Origin of the sequence: Achromobacter sp. AONIH1, assembly GCF_002902905.1 — a bacterium.
Classification (GTDB): domain Bacteria; phylum Pseudomonadota; class Gammaproteobacteria; order Burkholderiales; family Burkholderiaceae_B; genus Achromobacter.
On the sequence record NZ_CP026124.1, the window covers coordinates 3,477,087 to 3,501,192 of the forward strand.

The 24,106-nt window shown below is 68.6% G+C and carries 23 protein-coding genes; 12 read left to right on the top strand and 11 right to left on the bottom strand.

The window, feature by feature from the left end:
* Positions 1 to 15 precede the first annotated feature (15 nt).
* The 3 genes from C2U31_RS15965 to C2U31_RS15975 form a co-directional block, all read right to left on the bottom strand.
* A complete protein-coding gene (locus tag C2U31_RS15965) occupies positions 16 to 1,230 on the bottom strand; it encodes an MFS transporter (protein ID WP_103273654.1) in 1,215 nt (404 codons plus the stop codon).
* 48 nt (positions 1,231 to 1,278) lie between these two features.
* Positions 1,279 to 1,797: a MarR family winged helix-turn-helix transcriptional regulator gene (locus tag C2U31_RS15970; RefSeq protein WP_233772397.1), complete on the bottom strand. Its 519-nt coding sequence runs from the start codon at positions 1,795 to 1,797 to the stop codon at positions 1,279 to 1,281.
* A 229-nt stretch (positions 1,798 to 2,026) separates the two neighbouring features.
* Positions 2,027 to 2,485 carry an HU family DNA-binding protein gene (locus C2U31_RS15975; RefSeq protein WP_103273655.1) on the bottom strand — a complete coding sequence of 153 codons (459 nt, stop codon included), beginning with the start codon at positions 2,483 to 2,485 and terminating at the stop codon, positions 2,027 to 2,029.
* A gap of 442 nt (positions 2,486 to 2,927) precedes the next feature.
* On the opposite strand from C2U31_RS15975, the gene C2U31_RS15980 reads away from it, so the two are divergent.
* From C2U31_RS15980 to C2U31_RS15995, 4 genes are all read left to right on the top strand, one after another.
* Positions 2,928 to 4,061, top strand: coding sequence for a D-alanyl-D-alanine carboxypeptidase family protein (locus C2U31_RS15980; RefSeq protein WP_103273656.1), 1,134 nt, complete (start codon positions 2,928 to 2,930; stop codon positions 4,059 to 4,061).
* 32 nt (positions 4,062 to 4,093) lie between these two features.
* On the top strand, positions 4,094 to 4,642 hold the full coding sequence (locus C2U31_RS15985) for a hemerythrin domain-containing protein (RefSeq protein ID WP_103273657.1): 549 nt from the start codon (positions 4,094 to 4,096) through the stop codon (positions 4,640 to 4,642).
* Positions 4,643 to 4,724: 82 nt separating this feature from the next.
* Positions 4,725 to 5,612, top strand: coding sequence for a phosphonopyruvate hydrolase (locus C2U31_RS15990; RefSeq protein WP_103273658.1), 888 nt, complete (start codon positions 4,725 to 4,727; stop codon positions 5,610 to 5,612).
* Positions 5,613 to 5,678: 66 nt separating this feature from the next.
* Positions 5,679 to 7,457: a SulP family inorganic anion transporter gene (locus C2U31_RS15995; protein WP_103273659.1), complete on the top strand. Its 1,779-nt coding sequence runs from the start codon at positions 5,679 to 5,681 to the stop codon at positions 7,455 to 7,457.
* Between the two features lie 148 nt (positions 7,458 to 7,605).
* On the opposite strand, the gene C2U31_RS16000 is transcribed toward C2U31_RS15995, so the two are convergent.
* The 8 genes from C2U31_RS16000 to C2U31_RS16035 form a co-directional block, all read right to left on the bottom strand.
* Positions 7,606 to 8,367 carry an ABC transporter ATP-binding protein gene (locus C2U31_RS16000; protein ID WP_103273660.1) on the bottom strand — a complete coding sequence of 254 codons (762 nt, stop codon included), beginning with the start codon at positions 8,365 to 8,367 and terminating at the stop codon, positions 7,606 to 7,608.
* Entirely contained in the window at positions 8,364 to 10,259 is a 1,896-nt protein-coding gene (locus C2U31_RS16005) for an ABC transporter permease (protein ID WP_103273661.1), read from the bottom strand. Before C2U31_RS16005 ends, C2U31_RS16000 begins: the two co-directional genes overlap by 4 nt.
* On the bottom strand, positions 10,259 to 11,482 hold the full coding sequence (locus C2U31_RS16010) for an ABC transporter substrate-binding protein (protein ID WP_103273662.1): 1,224 nt from the start codon (positions 11,480 to 11,482) through the stop codon (positions 10,259 to 10,261). The genes C2U31_RS16005 and C2U31_RS16010 overlap by 1 nt, the downstream gene beginning before the upstream one ends.
* A 223-nt stretch (positions 11,483 to 11,705) precedes the next feature.
* On the bottom strand, positions 11,706 to 11,873 hold the full coding sequence (rpmG, locus tag C2U31_RS16015) for a 50S ribosomal protein L33 (protein ID WP_003810296.1): 168 nt from the start codon (positions 11,871 to 11,873) through the stop codon (positions 11,706 to 11,708).
* Positions 11,874 to 11,910: 37 nt separating this feature from the next.
* Complete coding sequence (gene rpmB / locus C2U31_RS16020; protein ID WP_006390601.1) at positions 11,911 to 12,147, bottom strand: 50S ribosomal protein L28; 237 nt, start codon at positions 12,145 to 12,147, stop codon at positions 11,911 to 11,913.
* Between the two features lie 476 nt (positions 12,148 to 12,623).
* On the bottom strand, positions 12,624 to 13,772 hold the full coding sequence (locus C2U31_RS16025; protein WP_103273663.1) for a Bcr/CflA family multidrug efflux MFS transporter: 1,149 nt from the start codon (positions 13,770 to 13,772) through the stop codon (positions 12,624 to 12,626).
* 202 nt (positions 13,773 to 13,974) lie between these two features.
* Complete coding sequence (locus C2U31_RS16030; protein WP_233772398.1) at positions 13,975 to 14,583, bottom strand: hypothetical protein; 609 nt, start codon at positions 14,581 to 14,583, stop codon at positions 13,975 to 13,977.
* Positions 14,584 to 14,654: 71 nt separating this feature from the next.
* The gene (locus C2U31_RS16035; RefSeq protein ID WP_103273665.1) at positions 14,655 to 15,014 is read right to left on the bottom strand and encodes a type II toxin-antitoxin system prevent-host-death family antitoxin; all 360 of its coding nucleotides are present in this window, start codon (positions 15,012 to 15,014) and stop codon (positions 14,655 to 14,657) included.
* Positions 15,015 to 15,525: 511 nt separating this feature from the next.
* Here C2U31_RS16035 and C2U31_RS16040 point away from each other — a divergent pair.
* The 8 genes from C2U31_RS16040 to C2U31_RS16075 all read left to right on the top strand — a co-directional run bounded on the left by C2U31_RS16040 (position 15,526) and on the right by C2U31_RS16075 (position 24,087).
* On the top strand, positions 15,526 to 16,527 hold the full coding sequence (locus C2U31_RS16040; RefSeq protein WP_103273666.1) for an ABC transporter substrate-binding protein: 1,002 nt from the start codon (positions 15,526 to 15,528) through the stop codon (positions 16,525 to 16,527).
* A gap of 283 nt (positions 16,528 to 16,810) precedes the next feature.
* Complete coding sequence (locus C2U31_RS16045; protein WP_103273667.1) at positions 16,811 to 17,668, top strand: proline/glycine betaine ABC transporter permease; 858 nt, start codon at positions 16,811 to 16,813, stop codon at positions 17,666 to 17,668.
* Entirely contained in the window at positions 17,665 to 18,945 is a 1,281-nt protein-coding gene (locus C2U31_RS16050; protein ID WP_103273668.1) for a glycine betaine/L-proline ABC transporter ATP-binding protein, read from the top strand. The genes C2U31_RS16045 and C2U31_RS16050 overlap by 4 nt, the downstream gene beginning before the upstream one ends.
* 205 nt (positions 18,946 to 19,150) lie before the next feature.
* Positions 19,151 to 19,525, top strand: coding sequence for a tautomerase family protein (locus C2U31_RS16055; RefSeq protein WP_103273669.1), 375 nt, complete (start codon positions 19,151 to 19,153; stop codon positions 19,523 to 19,525).
* Positions 19,526 to 19,670: 145 nt separating this feature from the next.
* Positions 19,671 to 20,852 carry a beta-ketothiolase BktB gene (gene bktB, locus C2U31_RS16060; RefSeq protein ID WP_103273670.1) on the top strand — a complete coding sequence of 394 codons (1,182 nt, stop codon included), beginning with the start codon at positions 19,671 to 19,673 and terminating at the stop codon, positions 20,850 to 20,852.
* 262 nt (positions 20,853 to 21,114) lie between these two features.
* The gene (locus tag C2U31_RS16065) at positions 21,115 to 21,885 is read left to right on the top strand and encodes a spermidine synthase (protein WP_103273671.1); all 771 of its coding nucleotides are present in this window, start codon (positions 21,115 to 21,117) and stop codon (positions 21,883 to 21,885) included.
* Positions 21,886 to 22,082: 197 nt separating this feature from the next.
* Entirely contained in the window at positions 22,083 to 22,832 is a 750-nt protein-coding gene (locus tag C2U31_RS16070) for a GntR family transcriptional regulator (protein ID WP_103273672.1), read from the top strand.
* Entirely contained in the window at positions 22,789 to 24,087 is a 1,299-nt protein-coding gene (locus C2U31_RS16075) for a malonyl-CoA decarboxylase domain-containing protein (protein ID WP_199770829.1), read from the top strand. Before C2U31_RS16070 ends, C2U31_RS16075 begins: the two co-directional genes overlap by 44 nt.
* Positions 24,088 to 24,106 lie beyond the last annotated feature (19 nt).

Consider the following 24,106-nt stretch of genomic DNA (forward strand, 5'->3'; position numbering starts at 1 on the left):
TGATTATAGGAGGTGCTAGGCGCGGATAGGGGACAGGGCGGTTTCCGGCACGCGCGCGCTGGGGGACAGGGTCCCGTAGGCCAGCGTGATCACGCCCAGCGCCGCCCCGGCGGCCACCACGCCGGTCCAGCCGAAATGCGAATAGAGCCAGGACGATACCAGCGAGCCGGACGCGCCGCCAATGAAATAGCTGGTCATGTAGCCGGCCGTCAGGCGGCTGCGGGCTTCCGGCCGCAGCGGATAGATGCAGCTGGTATTGGTGACATGCACGCCCTGGATGGCCAGGTCCTGCAACAGGATGCCGGCCAGCAGCGCCAGCACCGATGCCTGGCCGAAGGCCATCAGGCCCCAGGAACCCAGCAGGAGGAGCAGCCCGACGCGGGTCGCGAGGTTGGCCAGTCCGCGGTCCGCCAGCCGGCCGAAGCGGTTGGCGGCGAAGGCGCCGGCCGCGCCGGCCAGGCCGAACAGGCCGATCGTGGTGGTGTTGTAGGAATAGGGCGGGCTGGACAGCAGGAAGGTCAGCGGCGTCCACAGCATGCTGAATGCGGCGAACAGCAAGGCGCCCAGGATCGAGCGGGCCCGGAACAGCGGCTCATCGACGAACATGCGCAGGATAGAGCCCAGCAGGCGCGGATAGCTCAGTCCCGCCTGGCTCTGGTGGCGCGGCAGCACGCGCCACAGCACGGCGGACATGGCCAGCATCAGCAGGGACGCCACCCAATAGACGGTGCGCCAGCTGCCCAGGTCGGCCAGCACGCCGGCGAAGGTCCGCGCCAGCAGGATGCCCAGCAGCAGGCCGCTCATGACCGTGCCCACCGCCTTGCCGCGCTCATGAGGCAGGGCCAGCGTGGCGGCGAAGGGCACCAGGATCTGGGCGACCACCGACAGCATGCCGGTCAGCGCCGTGCCCAGCATCAGCACCGTGATGTTGGGCGCGAAGGCGGAAACCAGCAGGCTGGCCGAGGACAGCAGCGTCATCAGCACGATCAGGCCGCGCCGTTCGTACATATCGCCCAGGGGCACCAGCAGCATCAGCCCGGCGGCATAGCTCAGCTGGGCGGTCGTGACGATGCCGCCAGCGGCGGCGTTGGACAGCGAGAACTGCTCGCCGATGGTGTGCAGCAGCGGCTGGGCGTAGTAGTTGCTGGCGACGGCCAGGCCGGTGGCCAGGGACATCAGCAGGATCATCGGGGCGGTCAGCGGCGGCGTGTGCGAAGCAGGGGAGGTCATGGCGGAGTGCGGCAGGGGAAAAATCGGATCGGTCGCGGGCGGCGGCGCTCAGGCGTCCACGCCGCCGGGCGCTTCCAGGTCGTGGTTGATCAGCAGTTTCTTCAGCAGGCCGGCGAGCTGGCGGCGTTCCGCCGCGCCCAGCGGCTCGAGCAGCTGTTCGAGGTTCTTCAGGTAGTCCTTGAGCACGGCCCGGATCGTGCGCAGGCCGTCGGCCGTGAGCGACACGATGGTGCCGCGCCGGTCTTCGGGGTTGGGGTTGCGGGCCAGCAGGCCGGCCTGTTCCAGACGGTCGAGCCGGTTGGTCATGGCGCCCGAGGTCAGCAACAGGGCCGCCACCAGCTTCTGCGGATTCATCGCATACGGCGGGCCGCAGCGGTACAGCGTGGCCAGCACGTCGAACTCGCCCTGGTTCAGCTGATGCTGGCGGAAGCCGCAGTTGACGTTGCGCGTGGCGAAGGCATTGAGCCGGAACAGACGGGTGATCACCGCCATGGACGAGAAGTCCTGGCCGGGGCATTCGGCGGTCCATTGGGACAGCACGAGATCGACGAAATCGGTTTGCGGCATGGTTGGCGAGGCTCCTTGCGGCCGGTCGGCGCGGCGGTTCGCGCCGGGCTGGGCCGTGGTTCGGCGGGCGATGAATGATGCGCCCGACTTGTCTTCAAGTAAAGTATCTTTATATGAAGATAAATTCTAACAAGCCGGCGGGCTTCATGCAAAGGCCGTCGCGCAAAAGAGAAAGGCCCGCCTCTTGCGAGGCGGGCCTTTCCCGGCTTGACCGGATACTGCGCGGAAATTACTGCGCGGCGTCCTTCAGCTTCTTGAGCGGGCGAACCTTCACCTTCACCGAAGCCGGCTTGGCGGGGAACCAGCGCTCTTCACCGGTGAACGGATCCTTGCCGAAGCGCTTGGCCTTGGCGGGAACCTTCTGCACGGAGACCTTGAACAGGCCGGGCAGCGTGAATTCGCCGGCGCCCTTCTTGTCCACCGAGCCCAGCACCGAGGTTTCCAGGCTGGCCAGGACGGCCTTGACCGACTTGGCTTCAACGCCCGATTGCTCGACCAGATAGGCGATGAGCTGGGTCTTGTTCAGGGCGGCCTTGATGGCCTTGGGGGCGGCAGCGACCTTCTTGGCGGCGACGACCTTCTTCGCTGCGGGCTTCACAGCGGGCTTGGCGGCGGTAGCCTTCTTCGCGGGCGCCTTGGCGGCGGGCTTGGTGACTTTCTTGGCAGGAGCTTTAGCTTTCGTGGCCATGGTCAAAATCCGTATGTTGAGGACTAGAGCAGCGCGAGCCGGGTATCGGCAACGAACGCCACGCGCCCGATGATAGCGGAAGAGTCGCTGTTTATGCGGCTTTCCGAAGGGGTTTCGATCAATCTTTGTTGTTTTCCACGCAGCAAACCTCTTAAAACAAGGGGTCTTGCAAGATGTCGTGACATTTGCCCGGCGTCGCAAGCAGCGTGAATGACGGGATGCGGCGCGCTGAACCAAGCGCCGCGAGCATGTTCAAATGCCTGCGCCGCGCGTTGCGCCGGCACTCACGCAAGCATGCAAGGAAGCAGAGCTGTCTATGTTGTCGATGAATAAGTATGTTCCCCCGCGGCATGATCGGGACGTGAACCCGCGGGCCCGGCGGGGGCGTCTTTCAAGCCTTTTCCAGCGAGGCGGCCGGGTCGTGCAAAAGTTTGCGGTCGCCATGCTGGCCGCCTCGGCCTTCGCGTCCGGCGCATGGGCGCAGGCGTTGCCGGCGCCGGAGCTGTCGGCCAAGGCGTGGCTGCTGCTGGACGAAACCAGCGGCCAGGTGATCGCCTCGCACGCCGCCACCGCGCGCATCGAGCCGGCTTCGCTGACCAAGATCATGACGGCCTATATCGTGTTCGGCGCGCTGCAGGACGGTACGCTGAAACCGGAGCAGAAGGTGCGCGTGTCCACGCGGGCCTGGAAGGTGCCGGCGGGCAGCTCGAAGATGTTCCTGGAGCCCGGCTCGCTGGTCACGGTGGACAATCTGTTGCGCGGGCTGATGGTGCAGTCGGGCAATGACGCCGCCGTGGCGCTGGCCGAAGCCGTGTCCGGCAGCGTGGAGGCCTTCGTCGAGCGCATGAATCAGACCGCCGTGGCGCTGGGGCTGCACGGCACGCATTTCGCCAGTCCGCACGGCCTGTCCGATCCGGCCACGTACTCCACCGTCAGCGATCTGTCGGTGCTGGCCACGCGCTTCATCCGCGATTACCCCGAGCTGTACCGGACCTACGATTCGGCCAAGCAGTTCACCTACAACAACATCACCCAGTCCAACCGCAATCGCCTGCTGTGGCTGGATCCGAGCGTGGACGGCCTGAAGACCGGCCATACCGATGCCGCCGGCTACTGCCTGGTGGCCACCGCGCGCCGGCCCAATGGCGCCGACCAGCGTCGCCTGATCACGGTGGTGGTGGGCGTGGAATCGGAAAAACAGCGCACCAAGGAAAGCCGCGAGTTGCTGGAATGGGGCTTCCAGGGGTTCAATACCGTCAAGCTCTACGCCAAGGGCCAGCCCGTGGCCATGCCCGAAGTCTGGAAAGGCCAGGCCGACAGCCTGAAGGCCGGCTTCGCGCGCGATCTGTATGTGACCGTGCCGGCCGGCGCCAAGGTCGAACCGGTGTGGGCGCCGCGCGAGCCGCTGGTCGCGCCGATCGCGGCGCAGGCCGAAGTCGGCGAGTTGCGCGTCATGGTGGACGGCAAGCCGGCGCGGCAGTTTCCGGTGCTGGCGCTGGAACCCGTCGAACAGGCCGGATTCGCCGGCCGCGCCTGGGATTCGATCCGCCTGTGGTGGCGTGAAACCACGGGCTGAGCAAAGGAGGCCCGCATGATTGTGAGATCGCCATGGCCGTGAGTTTTCCCGGCGGGCCGGCGCCCGCGCCCGGACCCGACCAGCCCCTGGCCCTGCTGTCGGCCTGTCATGGCCGCATCGCCCGTCAGTGCGCCACGCTCAGCCGGCTGGCCGGGCATCTGCCCGAGCATGGCAGCGACGCCAGCGCGCAGAGCGCGGCGGCCAGCCTGCTGCGCTATTTCGAGACGGCTGCAGTCCATCACCACGAGGACGAGGAAGATGACCTGTTCCCGGCGCTGATCGAGGCCATGGCCGGTTCCGACGCGGTCTGCCTGCACGCGTTGGTGCAGGGACTGAAGGCCGACCACCGCCGGCTGGCCGCGCTGTGGGAGCCGCTGCGCGGCGCGCTGGCCGAGATCGCGGCGGGCATGCCCGCCAGCCTGACGCCCGCGCAGGCGCGGGAATTCGCCGAGGCCTATGCCGGCCATATCCGCCGCGAGGAAGACGAGCTGCTGCCGCTGGCGGCGCGGCTCATCGCCGATGATGTGCTGGCCGATATCGGCCGGGCCATGCGCGCGCGCCGAGGCGGCGGCGCCGCCTGAGCCGCTGCGCCGCCAGTCGCCAGGCGCTACGATGCGGGACAGCCGGCGCGCACCGCGCCGGATCACGGAGGCTATCCGCGCCATGACCGATCCCGTTCCCAGCCGCAACGCCCGTTTCCGTCGTCTGCTGACCGACCCCGTGCTGGCTCATGCCATGTCGGCGCACAACCCGCTGTCGGCCCTGTTGGCCGCCGAGGCCGGCTTCGACGCGGTCTGGGGCAGCGGTTTCGAACTGTCGGCCAGCCATGCGGTGCCGGACGCGAGCATCCTGTCGCCGGTGCAGCACCTGGACATGATGCGGGCCATGGCCGCCGCCTCGCCGGCGCCGGTGATCGCGGATATCGACACGGGTTTCGGCAACGCCATCAACGTCGCCTACCTGCTGCCGCAGTACGAGGCCGCGGGCGTGTCGGCGGTGGTGATGGAAGACAAGACCTTCCCCAAGGACACCAGCCTGCGCGCCGGCGGCCGCCAGGAACTGGCGCGTGTGCCTGAATTCCAGGGCAAGATCGAGGCCGCGCTGGCCGCGCGGCGCGATCCGGACTTCTGTGTCATCGCCCGCTGCGAGGCGCTGATCGCCGGGCTGGGGCAGGCCGAGGCGCTGGCGCGCGCGGCGGCGTATGAAGAAGCGGGCGCCGACGCCATCCTGATTCATTCCAAGCAGACCGCGCCAGACGAGGTACTGGCTTTCGTCGCCGCCTGGCAGGGCCGCGCGCCGCTGGTGCTGGTGCCCACCGCCTATCCGCAGCTGCGCGAGCGCGATATCCAGGCGCTGGGCAAGGTCGGGCTGGTGATCTATGGCAACCATGCCATCCGCGCGGCCGTGGGCGCCATGCGCGACGTGTTCGCCCGCATCCGGCGCGACGGCGGCGTTCACGAAGTGAATGCGATGTTGCCGACCGTAGGCGATATCATGGCGCTGCAGGGCGATGCTGCCATGCGAGAACTGGAGCGCAGGTTCCTGCGCTAGCGCCTTTGGGGCGCGGGCCGCCGGCGCCTGTCGGCAGGCCGCAAGACAAGAAAGACCGGGGGAAGCATGGCGTTTCAAGGGCGGGCCTGGCTTGGCCGGCTGTTTGGCGATTGGGTGGCGGATGTCGGTCCGGCCACGCTGCGCGCCGATCTGGCGGCCGGGCTGCTGGGGGCGCTGCTGGTGCTGCCGCAGGGCGTGGCTTTCGCCACGCTGGCGGGCCTGCCGCCGGAGTACGGCCTGTACTCGGCCATCATTCCCTGTGCGGTGGCGGCCCTGGCCGGGTCCAGCCGCCATGTGATGTCGGGGCCGACCAACGCCAATTCGCTGGCGCTGTTCGCCGTGCTGGCGCCGCTGGCCGCGGCCGGCAGTCCCGCCTATATCCAGCTGGCGCTGGCCGTGACCGTGCTGGTCGGCCTGATGCAGTGGCTGGTGGGCGCGCTGCGGTTGGGTTCGCTGGCGCATTTCATTTCGCCGTCGGCGCTGTTCGGCTTCACCAGCGGCGCGGCGGTGCTGATCGCCGTGCATGCGCTGAAGGATGCGCTGGGCCTGCCCGCCCCGGATTCGCATGGCGCGGGCTCGTTGCTGCTCAATCTGGCCTCGCATGCCGGCCAGGCGCAGGCCGGTTCCATCATCGTGACGCTGGCGACGCTGGGCGCGGCGCTGCTGGTGCGCCGGCTGGACAAGCGCAAGCCCTATATGCTGGCCGGCCTGGCCGCCGGCACGATGGCGGCGGCGGCCTGGAATGCGTGGGGCGGCGCCGGCGTGCCGGTGCTGGGCGCCATCGCCCAGCCCTGGCCGCCGTTCCACGTGCCCAGCGTGGACTGGCGCGCGCTGCCCGACCTGCTCAGCCTGGCCTTCGCGCTGACCATCGTGGCGCTGGCGCAGTCCATCTCCATCGCCAAGGCCGTGGCGGCGCGCTCGGGCCAGCGCATCGACGCGAACCGCGAATTCATGGGGCAGGGCCTGTCCAACATCGTCGGCGGCTTCTTCTCGTGCTACCTGTCCTGCGGTTCGCTGAACCGCTCCGTGCCCAACTTCGAGGCCGGCGCCAGGACGCCGCTGGCGGCGGTGTTCTCGGCCTTGCTGCTGGTGGCGCTGGTGGCTCTGTCGGCGCCGCTGCTGGCGTTGATTCCGCATGCCGCCATCGCGGGCCTGCTGCTGCTGGTAGCCTGGACGCTGCTGGATGCGCCCCGCTGGCGACGCCTGCTGGCCACGCAGCGCGGCGAGGCGGCGATCGCGGCGGCGACCCTGGCGGCCACCGTGACGATACGGATGGAAGTGGCGATCCTGCTGGGCACGGTGCTGTCGCTGATGGCCTATCTGCACCGCACGTCGCGGCCCGCCATGCGCATCATGGGCTTCGATGGGCGCGGGCTGGACCGCCGCTTCGTCGTGATGGCGCAGCCGCCGCAGCCCGAGGCCCTGCCCGAATGCCCGCAGCTCAAGCTGCTGCGCATGGAGGGCTCGGTGTATTTCGGCGCGGCCGCGCACGTGGCGCAGCGGCTGCACGAACTGCGCGCCGCGCCGGACGCGCCGCGTCATCTGCTGGTCATGGCCAAGAGCATGAACTTCATTGACCTGGCCGGCGCCGAGGTCTGGGAAGATGAGCTGGCCGCGCGGCGCGCGATGGGCGGCGATCTGTATTTCCACCGGCCCCGTCCCGAGGTCATGGCGATGTGGCGGCGCACCGGATTCCTGCAACGGCTGGGCGAAGACCACATCTTTCCCGACAAGGCGACAGCGCTGCACGCGATCTACGCCAGGTTGGACCGCGCGGTGTGCGCGGGCTGTCAGGCCCGGATCTTCTGGGAGTGTCAGCCGGACAGCCCGCAAGCGGGCGGCTGAAGAGGACGCGCGTGCAGGATGGGGGCGGGCGGAAGCGGGAGCCGCAAAAGGGCGTTGGAGAGTGAGGCTGGAACAGGGCTGAGGAACAGGGCTCAGCAAGAGCGCTGCCCGCCCAGCCGGGCCCCGACCGAGGGCTGTGCCGGGTCGATCACGCGGCGGGCGCTTCCGTGCCCAGATAGGCCGCCTGGACTCGCGGATCGGCGGCGATCGCGGCCGGTTCGCCTTCCGCCAGCAGACTGCCGCGCACCAGCACGGCGATGCGGTCGGCGTGCTTGAAGACCACGTCCAGGCTGTGCTCGGTGAACAGCACCGCGATGCCGCGCGTGTCGGCCAATTGCCGCGTCAGCTGCATCAGCGCGTGGCGTTCATTGGTGGCCATGCCCGCCGTGGGTTCGTCCATCAGCAAGAGGCGCGGGCGGTGCGCCAGCGCCATGGCCAGCTCCACGCGCTTGACGTCGCCATAGGCCAGCTCGCCGCAGGCCTGCCCGGCCTTGCCGGCCATCTGTGTCTGTTCCAGCAGCGCCATCGCTTCGTCCACCGCGTGGCGGCCAGCCCGGCGCCAGGGATGGAAGACCAGGCGGTCGCGCGACAGCAGCGCGGTCTGCACGTTCTCCATTACGGTCATGGAGCGGAACACGGCGGCGGTCTGGAACGTGCGGCCCACGCCGAGGCGGCAGATACGCGCGGCGGACAGGCCGACCAGTTCGCGGCCGTCCAGGCGCACCGAACCCGTGTCGGGCCGGACCTGCCCGCCCAGCGCGTTGAAGCAGGTGGATTTGCCGGCGCCGTTAGGTCCGATCAGGGCCAGCATCTGTCCGGCCTGGAGCGTGAACGACACGCCGGCCAGCGCGTCGATGCCGCCGAAGGACTTGCGCAGGTCGCGGACCAGGAGCAGGGCGGGGGCGCTCATTTCGCGGCGCTCCGAAGCGACAGCCGGCGGGTCCAGCGCGCCGCCGCGCCGGCGAGCCCGTCGGGAAACGCCATGACCAGGGCCAGGATGGCCAGCCCCAGCAGCGCGTGCCAGTATTCGGTGCTGCGCGCGGCCGCGTCCTGCAGCCAGGTATAGGCCGCCGCGCCGGCCAGCGGACCGGCCAGCGATTGCAGCCCGCCGAGCAGCACCATGACCAGCCCGTCGACCGAGCGGCCGACGGCCATCGCGTCGGGCGCGATGCTGCCCTTGGAAAAGGCGTACAGCGAACCGGCCATGCCGGCGGCCAGCGAGGCGGCCACGAAGCCCGCCCATTGCACGCGGCGCGTGTCCATGCCCAGCGCTTCGGCGCGCAGGGCCGAGTCGCGCACGCCGCGCAGCGCGTAGCCCAGCGGCGCGAACGCGAGCCGTCGCAGCCACCAGACGCCCAGCGCGCACAGCGCCAGCGTCAGGTAGTAGTAGCCGGGACCGCTGCTCAGCCAGGCGGCGGGCCACAGGCCGGTGAGTCCGTTGCTGCCGCCGGTGACGTCGTCCCACTGGAAGGCGGTGGCCCACAGGATCTGCGCCACGGCCAGCGTCAGCATGGCCAGGTAGACGCCGGACAGGCGCACGCAGAACCAGCCGAACACCAGCGCGCCCAGCGCCGCGGCCAGCGGCCCCAGCAGCAGCGCGGCCTCCATCGGCAGCGCGCCGAGCTTGAGCAGCAGCGCCGCGCCGTAGGCGCCCAGGCCGAACCAGGCGGCGTGGCCGAAACTGGTCATGCCGGCCAGCCCGGTCAGGAAATGCAGGCTGGCCGCGAACAGCGCGGCAATCAGGATCTCGGTCAGCAGGATGGCCAGGTACGGCCATTGCTGGCCCAACAGCGGCGCCGCGATCAACAGCGCCAGCAGCGCGCCATATGCCAGCCGCAGGCGCTTGCCGGCGGGGGCTATCGGGCGTTCCGGCTTGGTCGCGTGGCCGGCCGGCGCGGGCGGCTTGCCCATCAGGCCCCAGGGCCGCGCCACCAGCACCACGGCCATGACCGCGAATTCGGCCAGCAGCGTCAGCTTGGACAGATTGAAGACCCAGGGGCCGATCTGCACCTGGCCCAGGAACACGAACAGGGACTTGGCCAGGCTGATCAGCAGCGCGGCCAGGAAGGCGCCGGGGATCGAACCCAGGCCGCCCACCACCACCACCACGAAGGCGCTGGCGATGACTTCCAGGTCCAGCCCCAGCGTGGCCGGCGTGCGCGGCGCGGCCAGCGCGCCGCCCAGGCCCGCCAGGAAGGCGCCCAGCGTGAAGGCCGACGTGAATAGCCAGGCCTGGTTCACGCCCAGCGCGGCCAGCATGCTGCGGTTCTCCGAGGCGGCGCGCAGCAGCCGGCCCCAGCGCGTGCGCATCAGCAGCAGCCACAGCAGGCCCAGCACGCTCGGGCCGGCGGCGATGAGCAGCAGGTCGTATTGCGGGTAGCGTCGGCCCAGGATCTCGACCGCGCCCGCGAGGCCGGGGGCGCGGGCGGAGAACAGGTCTTCCGGGCCCCACAGGGCCAGCGTGGCGTCGCCGATGATGAGCAGCAGCGCGAAGGTGGCCAGCAGCTGGAACAGCTCGGGCGCGCCGTAGAGGCGGCTGAGCACCAGGCGCTCGGCCGTCGCGCCGATGAGGCCGGTGGCCAGCGCCGCCAGCAGCAGGCCGGCCCAATAGCCGGCGCCGCCGCCAAAATAGCCGGTGAAGGTCCAGGCCAGGTAGATGCCCAGCATGTAGAACGAGCCGTGCGCGAAGTTGACCACGCGCGTGACGCCGAAGATCAGCGACAGGCCCGCGGCCACCAGGAACAGCGCGCTGGCGTCCGCCAGGCCGTTGAGCAGCTGCAACAGCAGCCCGGAACCGCTCATCACTGGGCCGGACGCATCTTGCGCACTTGCTCGTCCGGCGGCTGCAGGCGGGCGCCGTCCATGTAGGCGAAGTCCTTCATGATGCCCTTGCCGTCCTCGACCGCGGTCACGCCCACGTACACGCCCATGGTGGATTGATGGTCGATCTTGCGGTACTGGATCTGGCCGTAGGGCGTATCGACCTTCAGCCCGGCGAAGGCGTCGACGAGTTTCTCGGTGTCGACCGCGCCGGCGGCCTTCAGGCCCTGGGCGATGGACATTAGCGAGGCGTAGCCCACCACCGAGCCGACCTTGGGCGTCTCGTTGTAGCGCTTGCGGTAGGCCTCGACGAAGTTCTTGTTCGCGGGCGTGTCGATGGCATACCAGGGGTAGCCGGTGACGATCCATCCCGTGGGCGCGTCGGCGCCCAGCGGTTCCAGGTATTCGGGCTCGCCGGACAGCACCGACACCACCGGCATGTTCTCGAACAGGCCGCGCGTGTTACCTTCGCGCACGAAGCGCGTCAGGTCGGCGGCGAACAGCACGTTGAAGATGGCGTCAGGCTTGGCGTCGGCCAGGGCCTGGACCACGGCGCCGGCGTCGACCTTGCCCAGCGGCACGGCCTGCTCGGCGACGAACTCCACGTCCGACTGGAACGACTTCATCATGGCCTTGAAGGTCGCCACCGCCGATTGGCCGTATTCATAGTTGGGGTAGACGATGGCCCAGCGCTTCTTGCGCAGGGCCAGCGCCTTGGGCGCCAGCGCGGCCACGTGCATCCAGGTGGACGGACGCAGCCGGTAGGTGTAGCGGTTGCCTTCCTGCCAGGTGATCTTGTCCGTCAACGGCTCGGCGGCCAGGAAGAACACCTGCTGCTGCTTGGCGAAGTCGGTCAGCGCCAGCCCGGTGTTGGACAGGAAGCCGCCGAACAGCAGCTCGACCTTTTCGCGCGCCAGCAGCTCCTGCGCGGCGCGCACCGAGTCGCCGGGGTTGCCGTTGTCGTCGCGCGAGATCACCTCCAGCTTGCGGCCGAGCACGCCGCCTTCGGCGTTGACCTGCTCCAGCGCCAGCTGCCAGCCTTTCTTGTACGGTCCCAGGAAGGCGGGGATGGCCTTGTAGCTGTTGATCTCGCCGATGCGGATCGGCGGTTCCTTGTCCTTGGCCTGGGCGGCCGGGGTCAGCGCCAGGGCCAGGAGCGTGGGCGCGAGCGCGCGGCGCAGCAGGGAAAGGCAGGGACGTAGCATGGCGGGAATCGGGATCGTGTGGGATTCAAGCGGACGGCGGGCGCCTGTCGCCCGTCGCTGGCGGCCCAATTGAAACATGGGGCCGGCGTCCAGGCAAAGCAAATGCCGTCCCGTGGCCTGCGCGGGCGCGCGCCGGGCGCGATGCGCCATCATTCACGGCAAAAATTCACGGCAAAAAAATAGCCCCGCGCGGGCGGGGCTATTTTCGGGAAATCCGGCTGAATTACTTCAGCTTGGTTTCCTTGTAGTCAACGTGCTTGCGAGCGACGGGATCAAACTTCTTGATCAGCATCTTCTCGGGCATGTTGCGCTTGTTCTTGGTGGTCGTGTAGAAATGACCCGTGCCGGCGGTCGACTCGAGCTTGATCTTTTCGCGGATACCTTTGGCCATGTCGTGCTCCTAGTATGTCAGATTGGCGGGAGGCCGATTAGGCCAGTTCGCCGCGGGCACGCATGTCGGCCAGCACGGCGTCGATGCCGTTCTTGTCGATCGTGCGGATGGCCTTGGCCGAAACACGCAGGCGGACCCAGCGGTTTTCGCTTTCAACCCAGAACCGGCGCGATTGCAGGTTGGGCAGGAAGCGACGCTTGGTCTTGTTGTTCGCGTGCGAAACATTGTTGCCCACCATCGGGCCTTTGCCGGTCACTTGGCATACGCGTGCCATGGATGCACCTCTTTGTGTCGTTCTTGCGCGCATCGCCGGGAGGTGGACAGGGTGTCAGCCGCCGGGCTGTGGAACCTGCGCATCTGCTGGATGTTCCAGCCTTGCGCCGTTCATGCCGGCCACCCAGTCTTAGTGGATGAGGGGGCTACGCGTTCAGTGCCGCTTTTCAACGGCGCCCAAGCGTATCCGCCCAGTGCTTATACCCGCTGCCTGCCGCCCGCTGGCTGATTCTGCATGCCGGCTCGTCCAGGCTGGCGCCAGGGACGCTGGTGCCAGGGATTTCGCCAGACCTGCCGGATCCGCCGGAGTTTTCATGAGCCAAAGGCCTTTTCAAAGGACTCTGAGCCAAGAAAAACCCGCTATGCGCGGTTGGGGGTCAGAGTGCCGAACTACAAAGCATAGTAGTCCTGCACGGGAAACTTCATGTGAAGACTGCGATTCTAATACGAAAAAGCCAAGTAAATCAAGCGAAAGCGCTATCGAGTGTGCGATTGCGCCACGCGGCCAGAGATCCAGGACAGGCAGGCGCAGGTCGCCAGCGTGGTCGTCAGGGGCAGGGCGCTGCCGGTCTGCCAGGCGCTGACGGCGAATCCGGCCAGCGCGCCGCAGGACAGTTGAACCGTCCCCAGCAAGGCCGAGGCGGCGCCCAGGCGCTTTCCTTGCTCGGCCAGCGCCAGCGCCGCCGAGTTGGGATTCACGAAGCCCTGGCTGCCCATGTAGCCGATCAGGCAGAGCATCAGCAGCGGCAGGCTCATCCAGCCGGCCACGGTCAGCGCCACGGCGGCCAGGCTGGCGCAGGCCAGCGCGGTCAGCGCGCGGCGCTGCAACAGGCGCGGCGGATGGGTACGCAGCAGGCGCGCGCTGATCTGCGAGCACACGATCAGCGACAGCGCGTTGGCGCCGAACAGCAGGCCGAAATACTGCGGCGGCACGCCGTAGAGTTCGATGAACACGCGCGGCGAACCGATGATGTACGCGAACATGCCGGCCTGGCCAAAGCCGCCGGCCAGGCTGTGCGCCATGAAGCCGCGATGGGCGAACAGGGCGCGGTAATTGTGCAGGATGGTCTGCCAGCGCAGCGGCACTACGCGCTCGGGCGCCAGCGATTCCTTCATGATCAGGATCACGGCGGTCATCAGCATGGCGCCGCCGGCCACCATCACCCAGAACAGGCTGCGCCAGCTGGCGATCGTCAGCAACTGCCCGCCGGCCAGCGGAGCCAGGATCGGCGCCAGTCCCATGATCAGCATCAGCAGCGACATGGCGCGCGCCGCTTCCTGGGTTTCGTAGTGGTCGCGGATGACGGCGCGCGGGATCACGATGCCGGCCGCCCCGCCCATGGCCTGCAGCACGCGCCAGCCGGTCAGGGCCTGCGCCGAGCCGGCCAGCGCGCAACCCAGCGAACCCAGCATGAACAGCGCCAGGCCCACCAGCAGCGGCGGCTTGCGGCCGTAGCGGTCTGCCATCGGGCCGTAGAACACCTGCGCCAGCGCCAGCCCGATCAGGTAGGACGCCAGCGTGCGCTCCACGTCGCCGCGCGGCACGCCCAGATTGGCCGCGATCGTCGGGAACGCCGGCAGGTACATGTCGATGGCGAAGGGGCCGATCGCCGTCAGCGCGCCCATGAGGATGAGCCAGCCGGGCAGGCCGCGGGAGGTGTGCGTAGGGGACATGAAGGTATACGGAGAGCAACGGTCGCGGGACATGAGGGCGCGGTTGCCGACCGTTGCGTGTCTGGCGCCAAGCGGGCAAATGTATCACGCGTGGCCTTACAGGAAGTTGGTGCGTGTTTTCCGATTCATCGGGTCGCGCAGCGTCAGGGGGGACTTATCCGGCGGCCGCGACCAGCGCCTTGGCCCAGTCGGGCGTGGCGCGGATGTCGTCGGGCGTGATCGGGAACGTCAGCCGGCCCTGGTCCATTCCCAGCACCAGGCGCGGCTCCGGCACCGCCGTGCCCACGGCCACGTCGACGCTGTTGTCGTAGGCGCGCAGCTGCGCCAGGCGCGGCATCAGGATGATGAGGTTGAGCAGCGAGGTGCGGCAGCGCTGGCGGATGCGGTCCTCGGGGATGTCGTGTCCGCCGCGCGCCACGCGCAGGCGCACCCGCTGGATATGCTGCGCGGCATCGCGCAGGCCGCAGAACCAGACCAGCACGTCATGCGAAGCCGACGCGGCCATCAGCTTCTGCGTGATGGTGTCGCCGCCCAGCGTGGTTTCGAAGGCGTAGGTCTTGCGCGTCCGCACGGCCAGGTCCAGGCGCCGCACGCCTTCGTTCCAGGCCGCGATGTTCGCGTCTTCCTGTCCATAGCCGTGTTCCCGGACCAGCTCGCGCGCGCAGGTGTCGGGATTGAACCAGGCCAGGCCCGCCTGGGTGAGCAGATGGCCGCCGATGGAGCTCTTGCCCGCGCCGTTCACGCCCGCCAGGACGAAGAGCACGGGGCGGGCCGCGTCAGGCCGCGCCGCGTCAGCTCGGGCTGCTTCAGCCTGGACGTCGCCGGGCCCCGCCATCAGTAGGTGGATCCCGCCTTGACCTTGCCGTCCAGCCGGCCGGGCGAGCGCATCAGGTCGCGCAGGCGGTCGCCGGCCTGTTCATCGTCCAGCGCCGCCAGCCGTTCGTCGAAGCGGCGGCGCAATTCGGCCAGCGGGTCGGGCATGGCCTGGTTGGCGGCCCGGGCGGCCTCCAGCAGGCGGGCGTATTCGGCGGTGGACAGGATCACAGCCTCGGGCTGGTTGTGGTTGGTGATCAGCAGCCTGCCTTCGGCCGAGAGGGCGCGCATCATGCCGCGCCAGCCGTCCTTCTTGACGGACGAGGCGGGCGCCACGGGCAGTTGGTCCAGGGGGGCGGCGAGCCGGGCGGGGGCGGACATGGTGTGCTCCTTGATTGCACGGGAATATCTGGGGCTATTTTACCCAAAATTCCCAATTTGGCCTGCGGAAAATACGATCCGAAGACGCGGCGCAGCGGCCGGATCGGGGGCAGTTTTGTACGCATGCAAGAAAAATATTAACTAAATATTTCTAAAAAATGGAACACCGATTTCCCTGGGCAACGCGGCAATTTTCTTCTGAGAATTCCGGGTTATCCCGGAGTATTTTTCTCGGAAATGTTTCGGCATTTTTCCGAATCAGGCTTGGGTCAAGCGTCTATTTCGTTTAAGATGCTGGCTTCTTCATTCAGTTTGTTCTCTTTCTGCGGGTTCTCGAATCCTTGTTCGAGCCCCCTGTCTTGCAAGACGCCGCGCCCCTGCGGACCGTCTTGCCGCTAGTGTCGGTTTGTATTGGCGGTTCTGCCCGTCTTCCGCACAACCCCCTTAGCTACACGGCATCGTCAGGCCGCAAGCCCGGCGCGTGTCCCTGAACCTATGGAGGCAAAAGCCAATGCGTTTCACCCCCGTCAAGACCCTGGCCGCCGTGGCCGTCTTGTGCGCCTTCGCCGGCACGGCCCAAGCCGCCGATGCGCCGCAGTGCGAACTCAAGCGTCCTGTCAATTTCGGCGCCATGAACTGGGAATCCAATCTGGTCCTGGTCGATGTCGAACGATTCATCATGGAAAAGGGCTACGGTTGCAAGACCGAGACCCTGCCCACCGAAACCCTGCCCGCCCTGGCCGCGCTGGAGCGCGGCGACCTCGACATCAACACCGAGATCTGGCTGAACAGCGTGGCCGATCCCTGGGAGCGCGCCGAAAAGACCGGCAAGGTCAAGCGCGTGGGCGAGCTCTACATGGGCGGCGAAGCCTGGTATATCCCGCGTTACACGGCCGAGCGCCTGCCCGAGCTGAAGTCGGCGGCCGACCTGCCCAAGTTCAAGGACCAGTTCAAGGATCCCGAAGAGCCCGGCAAGGGCCGCTTCTACGGCTGCCCGGCGGGCTGGGGCTGCGAAGTGACCAGCACCAACCTGTTCCACGCGCTCAAGCTGGATGATTCCTACACTCTGTACTCGCCCGGCACGGGCGCGGCGCAGAAGGCGGCCCTGATGTCGGCCTACAAGCGCAAGCAGAACGTGGTCTTCTACTACTGGTCGCCCACGCCGCTGGTCGGCGCGATGGACCTGGTCAAGCTCGACATGCCGCCTTACGACGCGGAAAAGCACAAGTGCCTGACGTCGCCCAAGTGCGCCAAGCCCGAGCCCAGCGCCTATCCCGACAATCCCGTCTTCACCGCCGTGAACGCCAAGTTCGCGGAGCAGGCGCCCACGCTGACCGAGTTCCTGTCGAAGGTGTCGGTGCCGCTGCCGGTCATGAATGAAACCCTGGCCCACATGGAAGAATCCGGCGACGAATCCGCCGCCGTGGCCAAGTGGTTCCTGAAGAACCATCGCGACGTCTGGGCCAAGTGGGTCCCCGCCGACGTCGCCGGACGCGTGCAGAGCGCGCTCTAGCCATCCCGCGATCGCGGCGGCGTCCATGGCGGCGCCGCCGCGCTTTGTGTTGTCCCCTCAATGCCGTTCCCGGGCGCTGCCCCGGCCGGACGGCCAGCCCGGTCGGACTTTTTCCCCTTGGGACGTCCCCAAGGGGAAAAGGCCCCGCCGGCAGATCCCGGCCCGCAACGCGGGCAGGGCGCGGGCCTGTCCCGCGCCAAGCTGTACGCGCATCGCCGCCTGCGGCGCGGTCTGGTCCGCCAGGCCGCGCCCGAGGCGCAAGCGCCGAAACGGAGCCTAGAACATGTTTCCTGAAATCATTCCCGCCCGACAGGTGCGGGCGGCGATCGACGGTTTTGTCGATCACCTGGTGACCAATTACGCCGATACGCTGGAAAGCCTGGCGCAACCCGTGCTGCACGCGCTGGTGTGGCTGGAGCAACTGCTGCGCAATTCGCCCTGGTGGGCGGTGGTGGCGGCGACGGTGGTCCTTGCCTGGTTGGTCAGCCGCCTCATCGGGCTGAGCCTGGCCATGGGCGCGCTGCTGTGCGTGATCGGCGTGCTGGGCATGTGGGACGCCGGCATGCAGACGCTGGCGCTGATGATCATGGCCGCCGGCCTGTCGGTGCTGATCGGCATTCCGCTGGGCGTGCTGATGGCGCGCGTGAACTGGCTGCGCTCGGTCATGCTGCCGGTGCTGGACGTGATGCAGACCATGCCCAGCTTCGTCTACCTGATTCCCGTGGTGATGCTGTTCGGCCTGGGCAAGATCCCCGCCATCATCGCCACCGTCATCTACGCCGTGCCGCCGCTGATCCGCCTGACCGACCTGGGCATCCGCCTGGTCGACCGCGAGGTGCTGGAAGCCTCGCGCGCCTTCGGCGCCAATCCGCGCCAGCAGCTCTTCGGCGTGCAATTGCCGCTGGCCTTGCCCAACATCATGGCCGGCATCAACCAGACCACGATGATGGCCCTGTCGATGGTGGTCATCGCGTCGATGATCGGCGCGCGCGGGCTGGGCTATGAGGTGCTGCTCGGCATCAACCGCCTGGAAGTCGGCCGTGGCCTGCTGGCCGGTCTGGGCATCGTGGTGCTGGCCGTGCTGTTCGACCGCATCACCCAATCCTATGGACAGCGCATGCGCAAGGGAGGCCAGCGATGAGCAAGATCGAAGTCAAGAGCATCTACAAGGTATTCGGGCCGCATCCCGCTAAATGGCTGCAGGCCGCCCAGGGCGGCATGAGCAAGGAGGAGCTGCTGGCCAAGAGCGGCCACACGCTGGGCCTGCGCGACATCAGCCTGTCCATCGACGAAGGCAGCATCTACGTCATCATGGGCCTGTCCGGCTCGGGTAAATCCACGCTGATCCGCCACTTCAACCGCCTGATCGAGCCCAGCGCCGGCCAGATCCTGGTCGACGGCGTGGACGTGGTCAGCCTGAACAAGCGCGACCTGGAGACCTTCCGTCAGAAGAAGATGAGCATGGTGTTCCAGCGCTTCGGCCTGTTCCCGCACCGCACGGTGCTGGAGAACGCCGCCTATGGCCTGGCGGTGCAGGGCGTGGGCCGCGCCGAGCGCGAGCGCCGGGCGCGCGACTGGCTGGAACAGGTTGGCCTGTCGGGTTTCGAACAGCAGTATCCGCACCAGCTGTCCGGCGGCATGCAGCAGCGCGTGGGCCTGGCGCGCGCGCTGGCCACCGACGCCGAGATCCTGCTGATGGACGAGGCCTTTTCCGCGCTGGATCCGTTGATCCGCCGCGAGATGCAGGACCAGCTGCTGCAATTGCAGGCCAAGCTGAACAAGACCATCGTGTTCATCACGCATGACCTGGACGAGGCGCTGCGCCTGGGCAATCGCATCGCCATCCTCAAGGACGGCGAGCTGGTGCAGGAGGGCACGCCGGAAGACATCCTGCTGAACCCGGCCAACGACTATGTGCAGTCCTTCCTGCAGGACGTGAACCGCACCAAGGTGCTCAACGCCACGCACGCGGTCAACCCGGCCCGGCTGACCTTGACCATGCGTTCGCGTCCGGCGCACGCGCTGGAACGGATGCGCGCCATGAACTATGAATACGCGCCGGTGCTGGACGGCAAGCGCCTGGCCGGCGTGCTGACCGCCGAGGCGGCGTTGCGCGCGGGCCAGGAGGGCGCGCGCGACGTGTCGCGCTACGTCGAGGAACTGGCGTCGGTGCCCGCGACCGCGGGCCTGGGCGAGGTGCTGGCGCAGCTGGTGCACAGCGACCAGCCGGTGGCCGTGACCGGCGAGGACGACGAGTTCATCGGCATGCTGTCGCGCAAGAAGGTGGTGGAGCTGGTGACGCCGGCCCTGTCCGAGACGGCGCCGGCGGAAGGCGCCGAGGCCGCGCCGGACCTGCCGCAGCCGGAGGGCGGCGCAGAGGTCCAGGCCGGCCCGGAGCGGCGCGACGAGGCTGCCTGACGCCCCTCCGGCGCGCCATCCGGCCAGCCTTCCACGCTGCGCGAGCCGGCGCGACGGTCAGTCCGGGCAAGGCCCTGGCTCCATCCATGATGGGCCAGGGCCTTTTGCATGCGGGCGCGCCATGGCTATGATGGCTGTCGCCGCGCAACCCAGCGACGCGCGGCGACCACCTTCTCATTCATCCCGTCCGCTGTGGAACTTCGTCATGCCCATCCTGAACATTCAGATCCTGCAAGGCCACGCGGCCGCCGAAAAATCCGGGCTGCTGCGCGCGGCCTCCGAGGCCGTCGTCCAGAGCATCGCCGCGCCGCTGTCCAGCGTGCGTATCGTGCTGCATGAGGTGCCCGCCGGGCACGTGATCGTGGCCGGCGAGATCGGCAAGCGCATGGCGCAGGTGGACGTGGCGCTGATCGAGGGCCGCGACGAGGCCAAGAAGGCGGCGCTGATCGCGGCGCTGAACCAGGCGGTGTGCGGCGCCATCGGCATTTCCGGCGAAGACGTGCGGGTGCTGATCCGCGACGTGCCCAAGACCGACATGGGCGTGGCCAACGGCCTTTCCGCCAAGGCGGCCGGCCGCTAGCGTGTGGGGCTGTCCCGGCCCGCCTGGCGCGGGCCGGCCGGCATTCTTTCCGTCCCTTGATCTGGAACGGATATCGGCCGCCGGCGCGTCGGCAAGCGAGCCGGCCGCGCGGGTATGATGGCCGGAACAACCAGGAGGAATCACCATGAATGAAGTCATCGTCGCGTCCGCCGTCCGCACCGCCATCGGCGATTTCGGCGGCGCGCTCAAGGACGTGCCGCCCTGCGACCTGGGCGCCACCGTCATCAAGGCCGCGCTGGAGCGCGCGGCGGTCAAGGGCGACGAAGTCGGCCATGTGGCCGTGGGCCACGTCATCAATACCGAGCCGCGCGACATGTATCTGTCGCGCGTGGCCGCCATCAACGCCGGCATCGCCAAGGAAACCCCGGCCTTCAACGTCAACCGCCTGTGCGGCTCGGGCCTGCAGGCCATCGTCTCGGCGGCGCAGACCATCATGCTGGGCGACGCCGAGATCGCGGTGGGCGCCGGCGCCGAGAGCATGAGCCGCGCGCCGTACATCGCGCCGGCGCAGCGCTGGGGCGCGCGCATGGGCGACAGCGTCATGCTGGACATGATGACCGGCGCGCTGTCCGATCCCTTCGGCCGCATGCACATGGGCGTCACCGCCGAGAACGTGGCGGCCAAGTTCGGCATCAGCCGCCAGGACCAGGATGCACTGGCCGCCGAATCGCACCGCCGCGCGGCCGCCGCGATCGAGGCCGGCCATTTCCGCGACCAGATCGTGCCGGTGACGCTGAAGTCGCGCAAGGGCGACATCGTCTTCGACACCGACGAACACGTGCGCCGCGACGTCACGGCCGACAGTCTGGCCGGCCTGAAGCCGGTGTTCCAGAAGGAAAACGGCACCGTCACGGCCGGCAACGCCTCGGGCCTGAACGACGGCGCCGGCGCGGTCATCCTGATGAACGCCTCGGTCGCCGCCAAGCGCGGCGTCAAGCCGCTGGCCCGGCTGGTGGCCTACGCCCATGCCGGCGTCGATCCCAACATCATGGGCATCGGCCCCGTGCCGGCCACGCAGGCCGCGCTCAAGCGCGCCGGCCTGACGGTGGACCAGCTGGACGTGATCGAGGCCAACGAGGCCTTCGCGGCTCAGGCCTGCGCCGTGTCGCGCGAGCTGAAGCTGGACCCGGCCAAGGTCAACCCCAACGGCAGCGGCATCGGCCTGGGCCACCCTATCGGCGCCACCGGCGCCATCATCACCGTCAAGGCGCTGCACGAACTGCAACGCGTGGGCGGCCGCTACGCGCTGGTGACCATGTGCATCGGCGGCGGCCAGGGCATCGCCGCGATCTTCGAACGCATCTGAGCCCCCCACTGCGCACCAACCGTTGAACGGACGCGGCCCACCAGGCGGGAAAGGAACGCGTCCGACAAGCGGAGGGCCCCTATGAAAACGGGTGCCCCTCATCGGGACGCCGCGGATCCGGCTCCGCCGGTCCGCAGGCGTGCCCCCTTGAGGGGGAGGCGCGCAAGCGCCTCGGGGGTGGGCCATCTCTCCGGTCCGTAGGCATGCCCCTGGGGGAGGCGCGCAGCGCTTCGGGGGGGCTCCACCCTCTACAATCGCGGCCATGCGCAGATCTTCTTCTCCCTCAGAATTCGACCAGCCCACGCTTTCCGAATCGGATGGCGTGCGCTACCTCCATTTCAATACCGAATGGGTGCAGGGCGCCATGCGCGTCAAGAACCCGGCCGAGCTGGTGCTGGAATACACCGGCCAGATGATGGCCTGGCTGCTGTTCCTGGAACCGCCCAAGGAAGATGCCATCGGCATGCTGGGCCTGGGCGCCGGCTCGCTGGCGCGCTTCTGCGCCAAGCACACGCGCAGCCCGCTGCTGGCGGTGGAATGGAACCCGGCCGTCACCGCCGCCGGCCACATGTTCTTCCGCCTGCCCGGCCAGAACCGGCTGCAGGTCGAGCATGCCGACGCCGGCGCCTGGGTGGCCGATCCGCTGAACGCCGGGCGCTGCCCGGTGCTGATGGTGGACCTGTACGACGCCCAGGCCCAGGGGCCGGTGCGTGACAGCGTCAAGTTTTACCGCGACTGCCGGCGTGTGCTGGGCGAGGTCGGCGTGCTGGCGGTCAACCTGTTCGGCCGCCACGAGAGTTTCGGCAAGAACATCGACAACCTGTCCAAGGCCTTCGACGACCGCGTGATACTGCTGCCCGAGATCGACGCGGGCAACCAGATCGTGCTGGCCTTCTCGGGGCCGCGCCTGGCCGTCACTCCGGCCGAGCTGCTGGGCCGCGCGGCCATCGTCGAGGCGCGCTACGGCCTGCCGGCGCGCCGCTGGGCGCGGGCGTTGACGGCGCACGCCGTGGACGGGGTTCTGCACCTGTAGGACGCGTCCGAGTCGGCATCCTGCCGGCCCCGGTCTGGCCGGCGCGGCGCGCGCCTCGGGCCAGGCCGCGAGGGCACATCGTTTCCGTTCATTCAGGGTAGTCCCGGGGGCGGGCGGGGCTTTACCGGTCCCGCGTCGGGGTCTACTATGTCCGTGTTCATAATTATGAATTACGGCGCAGTCCAGGCCGTCCGACCATGACCGCTCCCATCGTCCGGCAAGCCTTGTACCTGGAAGTCGCGGATCGCCTGCGCGACATGATCCGCGTGCGCGCCCTGCGCAACGGCGAATGGATCGACGAGCTTCGGCTGGCCGGCGAAATGGGCATTTCCCGCACGCCGCTGCGCGAGGCCCTCAAGGTGCTGGCCACCGAAGGGCTGGTGCGGCTGGAGCCGCGCCGGGGCTGCTTCGTCAACGAGCTGTCGGCGCAAGACCTGGAAGACATCTTCCCGCTCATGGCCATGCTGGAAGGGCGCTGCGCCTTCGAGGCCGCGCGCAAGGCCGACGATGCCGAACTGGCCGCGTTGCAGCCCTTGCACGACGATCTGGCCGGACATGCCAAGGCCGGCCGCATCGACGAGTACTACCACACCAACTACCTGATCCACGAAGCCGTGCAGGCCCTGGCCGGCAATCAATGGCTGGTGGACATGGTGGGACAACTGCGCAAGGTGCTGAGCCTGTCGCGCCATCGCAGCCTGTCCTGGCCGGGGCGCATCGAGGAATCCTGCGCCGAGCACCTGGCCATCTACGCGGCGCTCAAGGCGCGCGATGCCCAGGGCGCCGAGGCGCTTGCCCGCAATCATTTGATGCGCCAGCTGGAAGTGCTGCGCGCCCTGGCGCTGGCCGAGACCGCCGGCGCCTCCGATCCGTCCGGCCCCATCGTCATGGAGGAACCTGCCCATGTCCGCACCCGAATCGCTCGCGCGCGTCGCGCGCACGCCTGAGTCCGATACCGGATTGCACGAAGAGGCCGCCAATGACGCCGCCGATGGCCTGATCGCGCGCCTGGGCCGCCTGTGGGAACGCGGCCGGTTGCCCAGCGAATCCGAAGTCCGCCGCCTGTTCGAGGCGCGGCTCACCGACGTGGCGGCCAACAAGCTGGCGCGGCGCTGGGTCGAGCTTTACACCGCCGCGGCCGGCAAGGAACGCCGCCTGATGCTGTCGGCGCTGGCCCAGGTGCGCGCCACCTATGCCGGCGACGGCGGTGAGGGCGTGCGCTTCTTCAAGCGCCTGAACGCCCAGTCGCAGGGCTTGCGCTTCCTGGTGGACCTGCGCGCTGACATGCTGCGCTGGCGCAAGCAGGTGGCGGGCCTGCAGGGGCTGGACAAGGAACTGGAAGGGCTGCTGTCGGCCTGGTTCGACGTGGGCCTGCTGGAGTTGCGTCCGCTGACCTGGGACTCGCCCGCCTCGCTGCTGGAGAAACTGATTCTTTACGAAGCCGTCCACGAGATCACCTCGTGGGACGACCTGCGCCACCGCGTCGCGCCCGACCGCCGCTGCTATGCCTATTTCCATCCGCAGATGCCGGGCGTGCCGCTGATCTTCGTCGAAGTGGCCTTCGCCGGGCAGATGGCCGGCAATGTGCAGGCGCTGCTGGACAGCTCCGCGCCGCCGCAGGACCTGGACAAGGCGCGCTGGGCGATCTTCTATTCCATCTCCAACACGCAGCCCGGCCTGAAAGGCATCAGCTTCGGCAATTTCCTGCTCAAGCGCGTGGTCGAGCAACTGCTGCAGGAATTGCCCAAGCTCAAGTCCTTCGCCACGCTGTCGCCGATCCCCGGTTTCTCGGACTGGCTGGGCAAGCTGGACGCCAAGGCGGTGCAGGGCATCCTGCGCGATGGCAAGGGACGCGAGCGCGACGGCGGCCATGACGGCCAGCGCTGGGTCGCGCACCTGTCGCGCGCGGCCGCGGGCAAGGCGCCGGAGGCGCTGCGGCGCGCCGGCTTCCGACTGGCGGCGCACTACCTGCAATCCATGAAGAACGGCGCGCCGCTGGACGCGGTGGCGCGTTTCCACCTGGGCAATGGCGCTCGCATCGAGCGCCTGAACTGGGCCGCGGACACCTCGGCCAAGGGCCTGAAGCAGTCCTGCGGGCTGATGGTGAACTACCTGTACGAGCTGGACGAGCTGGATGACAACCTGGCGCGGCTGGGCGAGGGCAAGCCGCAGGTCAGCCGGGGCGTCAGCCGCGCGGGCTGAGGCGGCGCGGCGACAGCGG

Bases quoted from the DNA above. Each gene is read 5' to 3' on its own strand.
- C2U31_RS16055 (WP_103273669.1), top strand. From the start codon at position 19,151: ATGCCCATCCTGAACATTCAGATCCTGCAAGGCCACGCGGCCGCCGAA.
- C2U31_RS15970 (WP_233772397.1), bottom strand. From the start codon at position 1,797: ATGCCGCAAACCGATTTCGTCGATCTCGTGCTGTCCCAATGGACCGCC.
- rpmB (WP_006390601.1), bottom strand. From the start codon at position 12,147: ATGGCACGCGTATGCCAAGTGACCGGCAAAGGCCCGATGGTGGGCAAC.
- C2U31_RS16070 (WP_103273672.1), top strand. From the start codon at position 22,083: ATGACCGCTCCCATCGTCCGGCAAGCCTTGTACCTGGAAGTCGCGGAT.
- rpmG (WP_003810296.1), bottom strand. From the start codon at position 11,873: ATGGCCAAAGGTATCCGCGAAAAGATCAAGCTCGAGTCGACCGCCGGC.
- C2U31_RS16000 (WP_103273660.1), bottom strand. From the start codon at position 8,367: ATGAGCGCCCCCGCCCTGCTCCTGGTCCGCGACCTGCGCAAGTCCTTC.
- C2U31_RS16045 (WP_103273667.1), top strand. From the start codon at position 16,811: ATGTTTCCTGAAATCATTCCCGCCCGACAGGTGCGGGCGGCGATCGAC.
- C2U31_RS16035 (WP_103273665.1), bottom strand. From the start codon at position 15,014: ATGTCCGCCCCCGCCCGGCTCGCCGCCCCCCTGGACCAACTGCCCGTG.
- C2U31_RS15990 (WP_103273658.1), top strand. From the start codon at position 4,725: ATGACCGATCCCGTTCCCAGCCGCAACGCCCGTTTCCGTCGTCTGCTG.
- C2U31_RS16065 (WP_103273671.1), top strand. From the start codon at position 21,115: ATGCGCAGATCTTCTTCTCCCTCAGAATTCGACCAGCCCACGCTTTCC.
- C2U31_RS16025 (WP_103273663.1), bottom strand. From the start codon at position 13,772: ATGGGCGCGCTGACGGCGATCGGCCCCTTCGCCATCGACATGTACCTG.
- C2U31_RS16010 (WP_103273662.1), bottom strand. From the start codon at position 11,482: ATGCTACGTCCCTGCCTTTCCCTGCTGCGCCGCGCGCTCGCGCCCACG.
- C2U31_RS15975 (WP_103273655.1), bottom strand. From the start codon at position 2,485: ATGGCCACGAAAGCTAAAGCTCCTGCCAAGAAAGTCACCAAGCCCGCC.
- C2U31_RS15965 (WP_103273654.1), bottom strand. From the start codon at position 1,230: ATGACCTCCCCTGCTTCGCACACGCCGCCGCTGACCGCCCCGATGATC.
- C2U31_RS15985 (WP_103273657.1), top strand. From the start codon at position 4,094: ATGGCCGTGAGTTTTCCCGGCGGGCCGGCGCCCGCGCCCGGACCCGAC.
- C2U31_RS16005 (WP_103273661.1), bottom strand. From the start codon at position 10,259: ATGAGCGGTTCCGGGCTGCTGTTGCAGCTGCTCAACGGCCTGGCGGAC.
- C2U31_RS16075 (WP_199770829.1), top strand. From the start codon at position 22,789: ATGTCCGCACCCGAATCGCTCGCGCGCGTCGCGCGCACGCCTGAGTCC.
- C2U31_RS16040 (WP_103273666.1), top strand. From the start codon at position 15,526: ATGCGTTTCACCCCCGTCAAGACCCTGGCCGCCGTGGCCGTCTTGTGC.
- C2U31_RS15995 (WP_103273659.1), top strand. From the start codon at position 5,679: ATGGCGTTTCAAGGGCGGGCCTGGCTTGGCCGGCTGTTTGGCGATTGG.
- C2U31_RS16050 (WP_103273668.1), top strand. From the start codon at position 17,665: ATGAGCAAGATCGAAGTCAAGAGCATCTACAAGGTATTCGGGCCGCAT.
- C2U31_RS15980 (WP_103273656.1), top strand. From the start codon at position 2,928: ATGCTGGCCGCCTCGGCCTTCGCGTCCGGCGCATGGGCGCAGGCGTTG.
- bktB (WP_103273670.1), top strand. From the start codon at position 19,671: ATGAATGAAGTCATCGTCGCGTCCGCCGTCCGCACCGCCATCGGCGAT.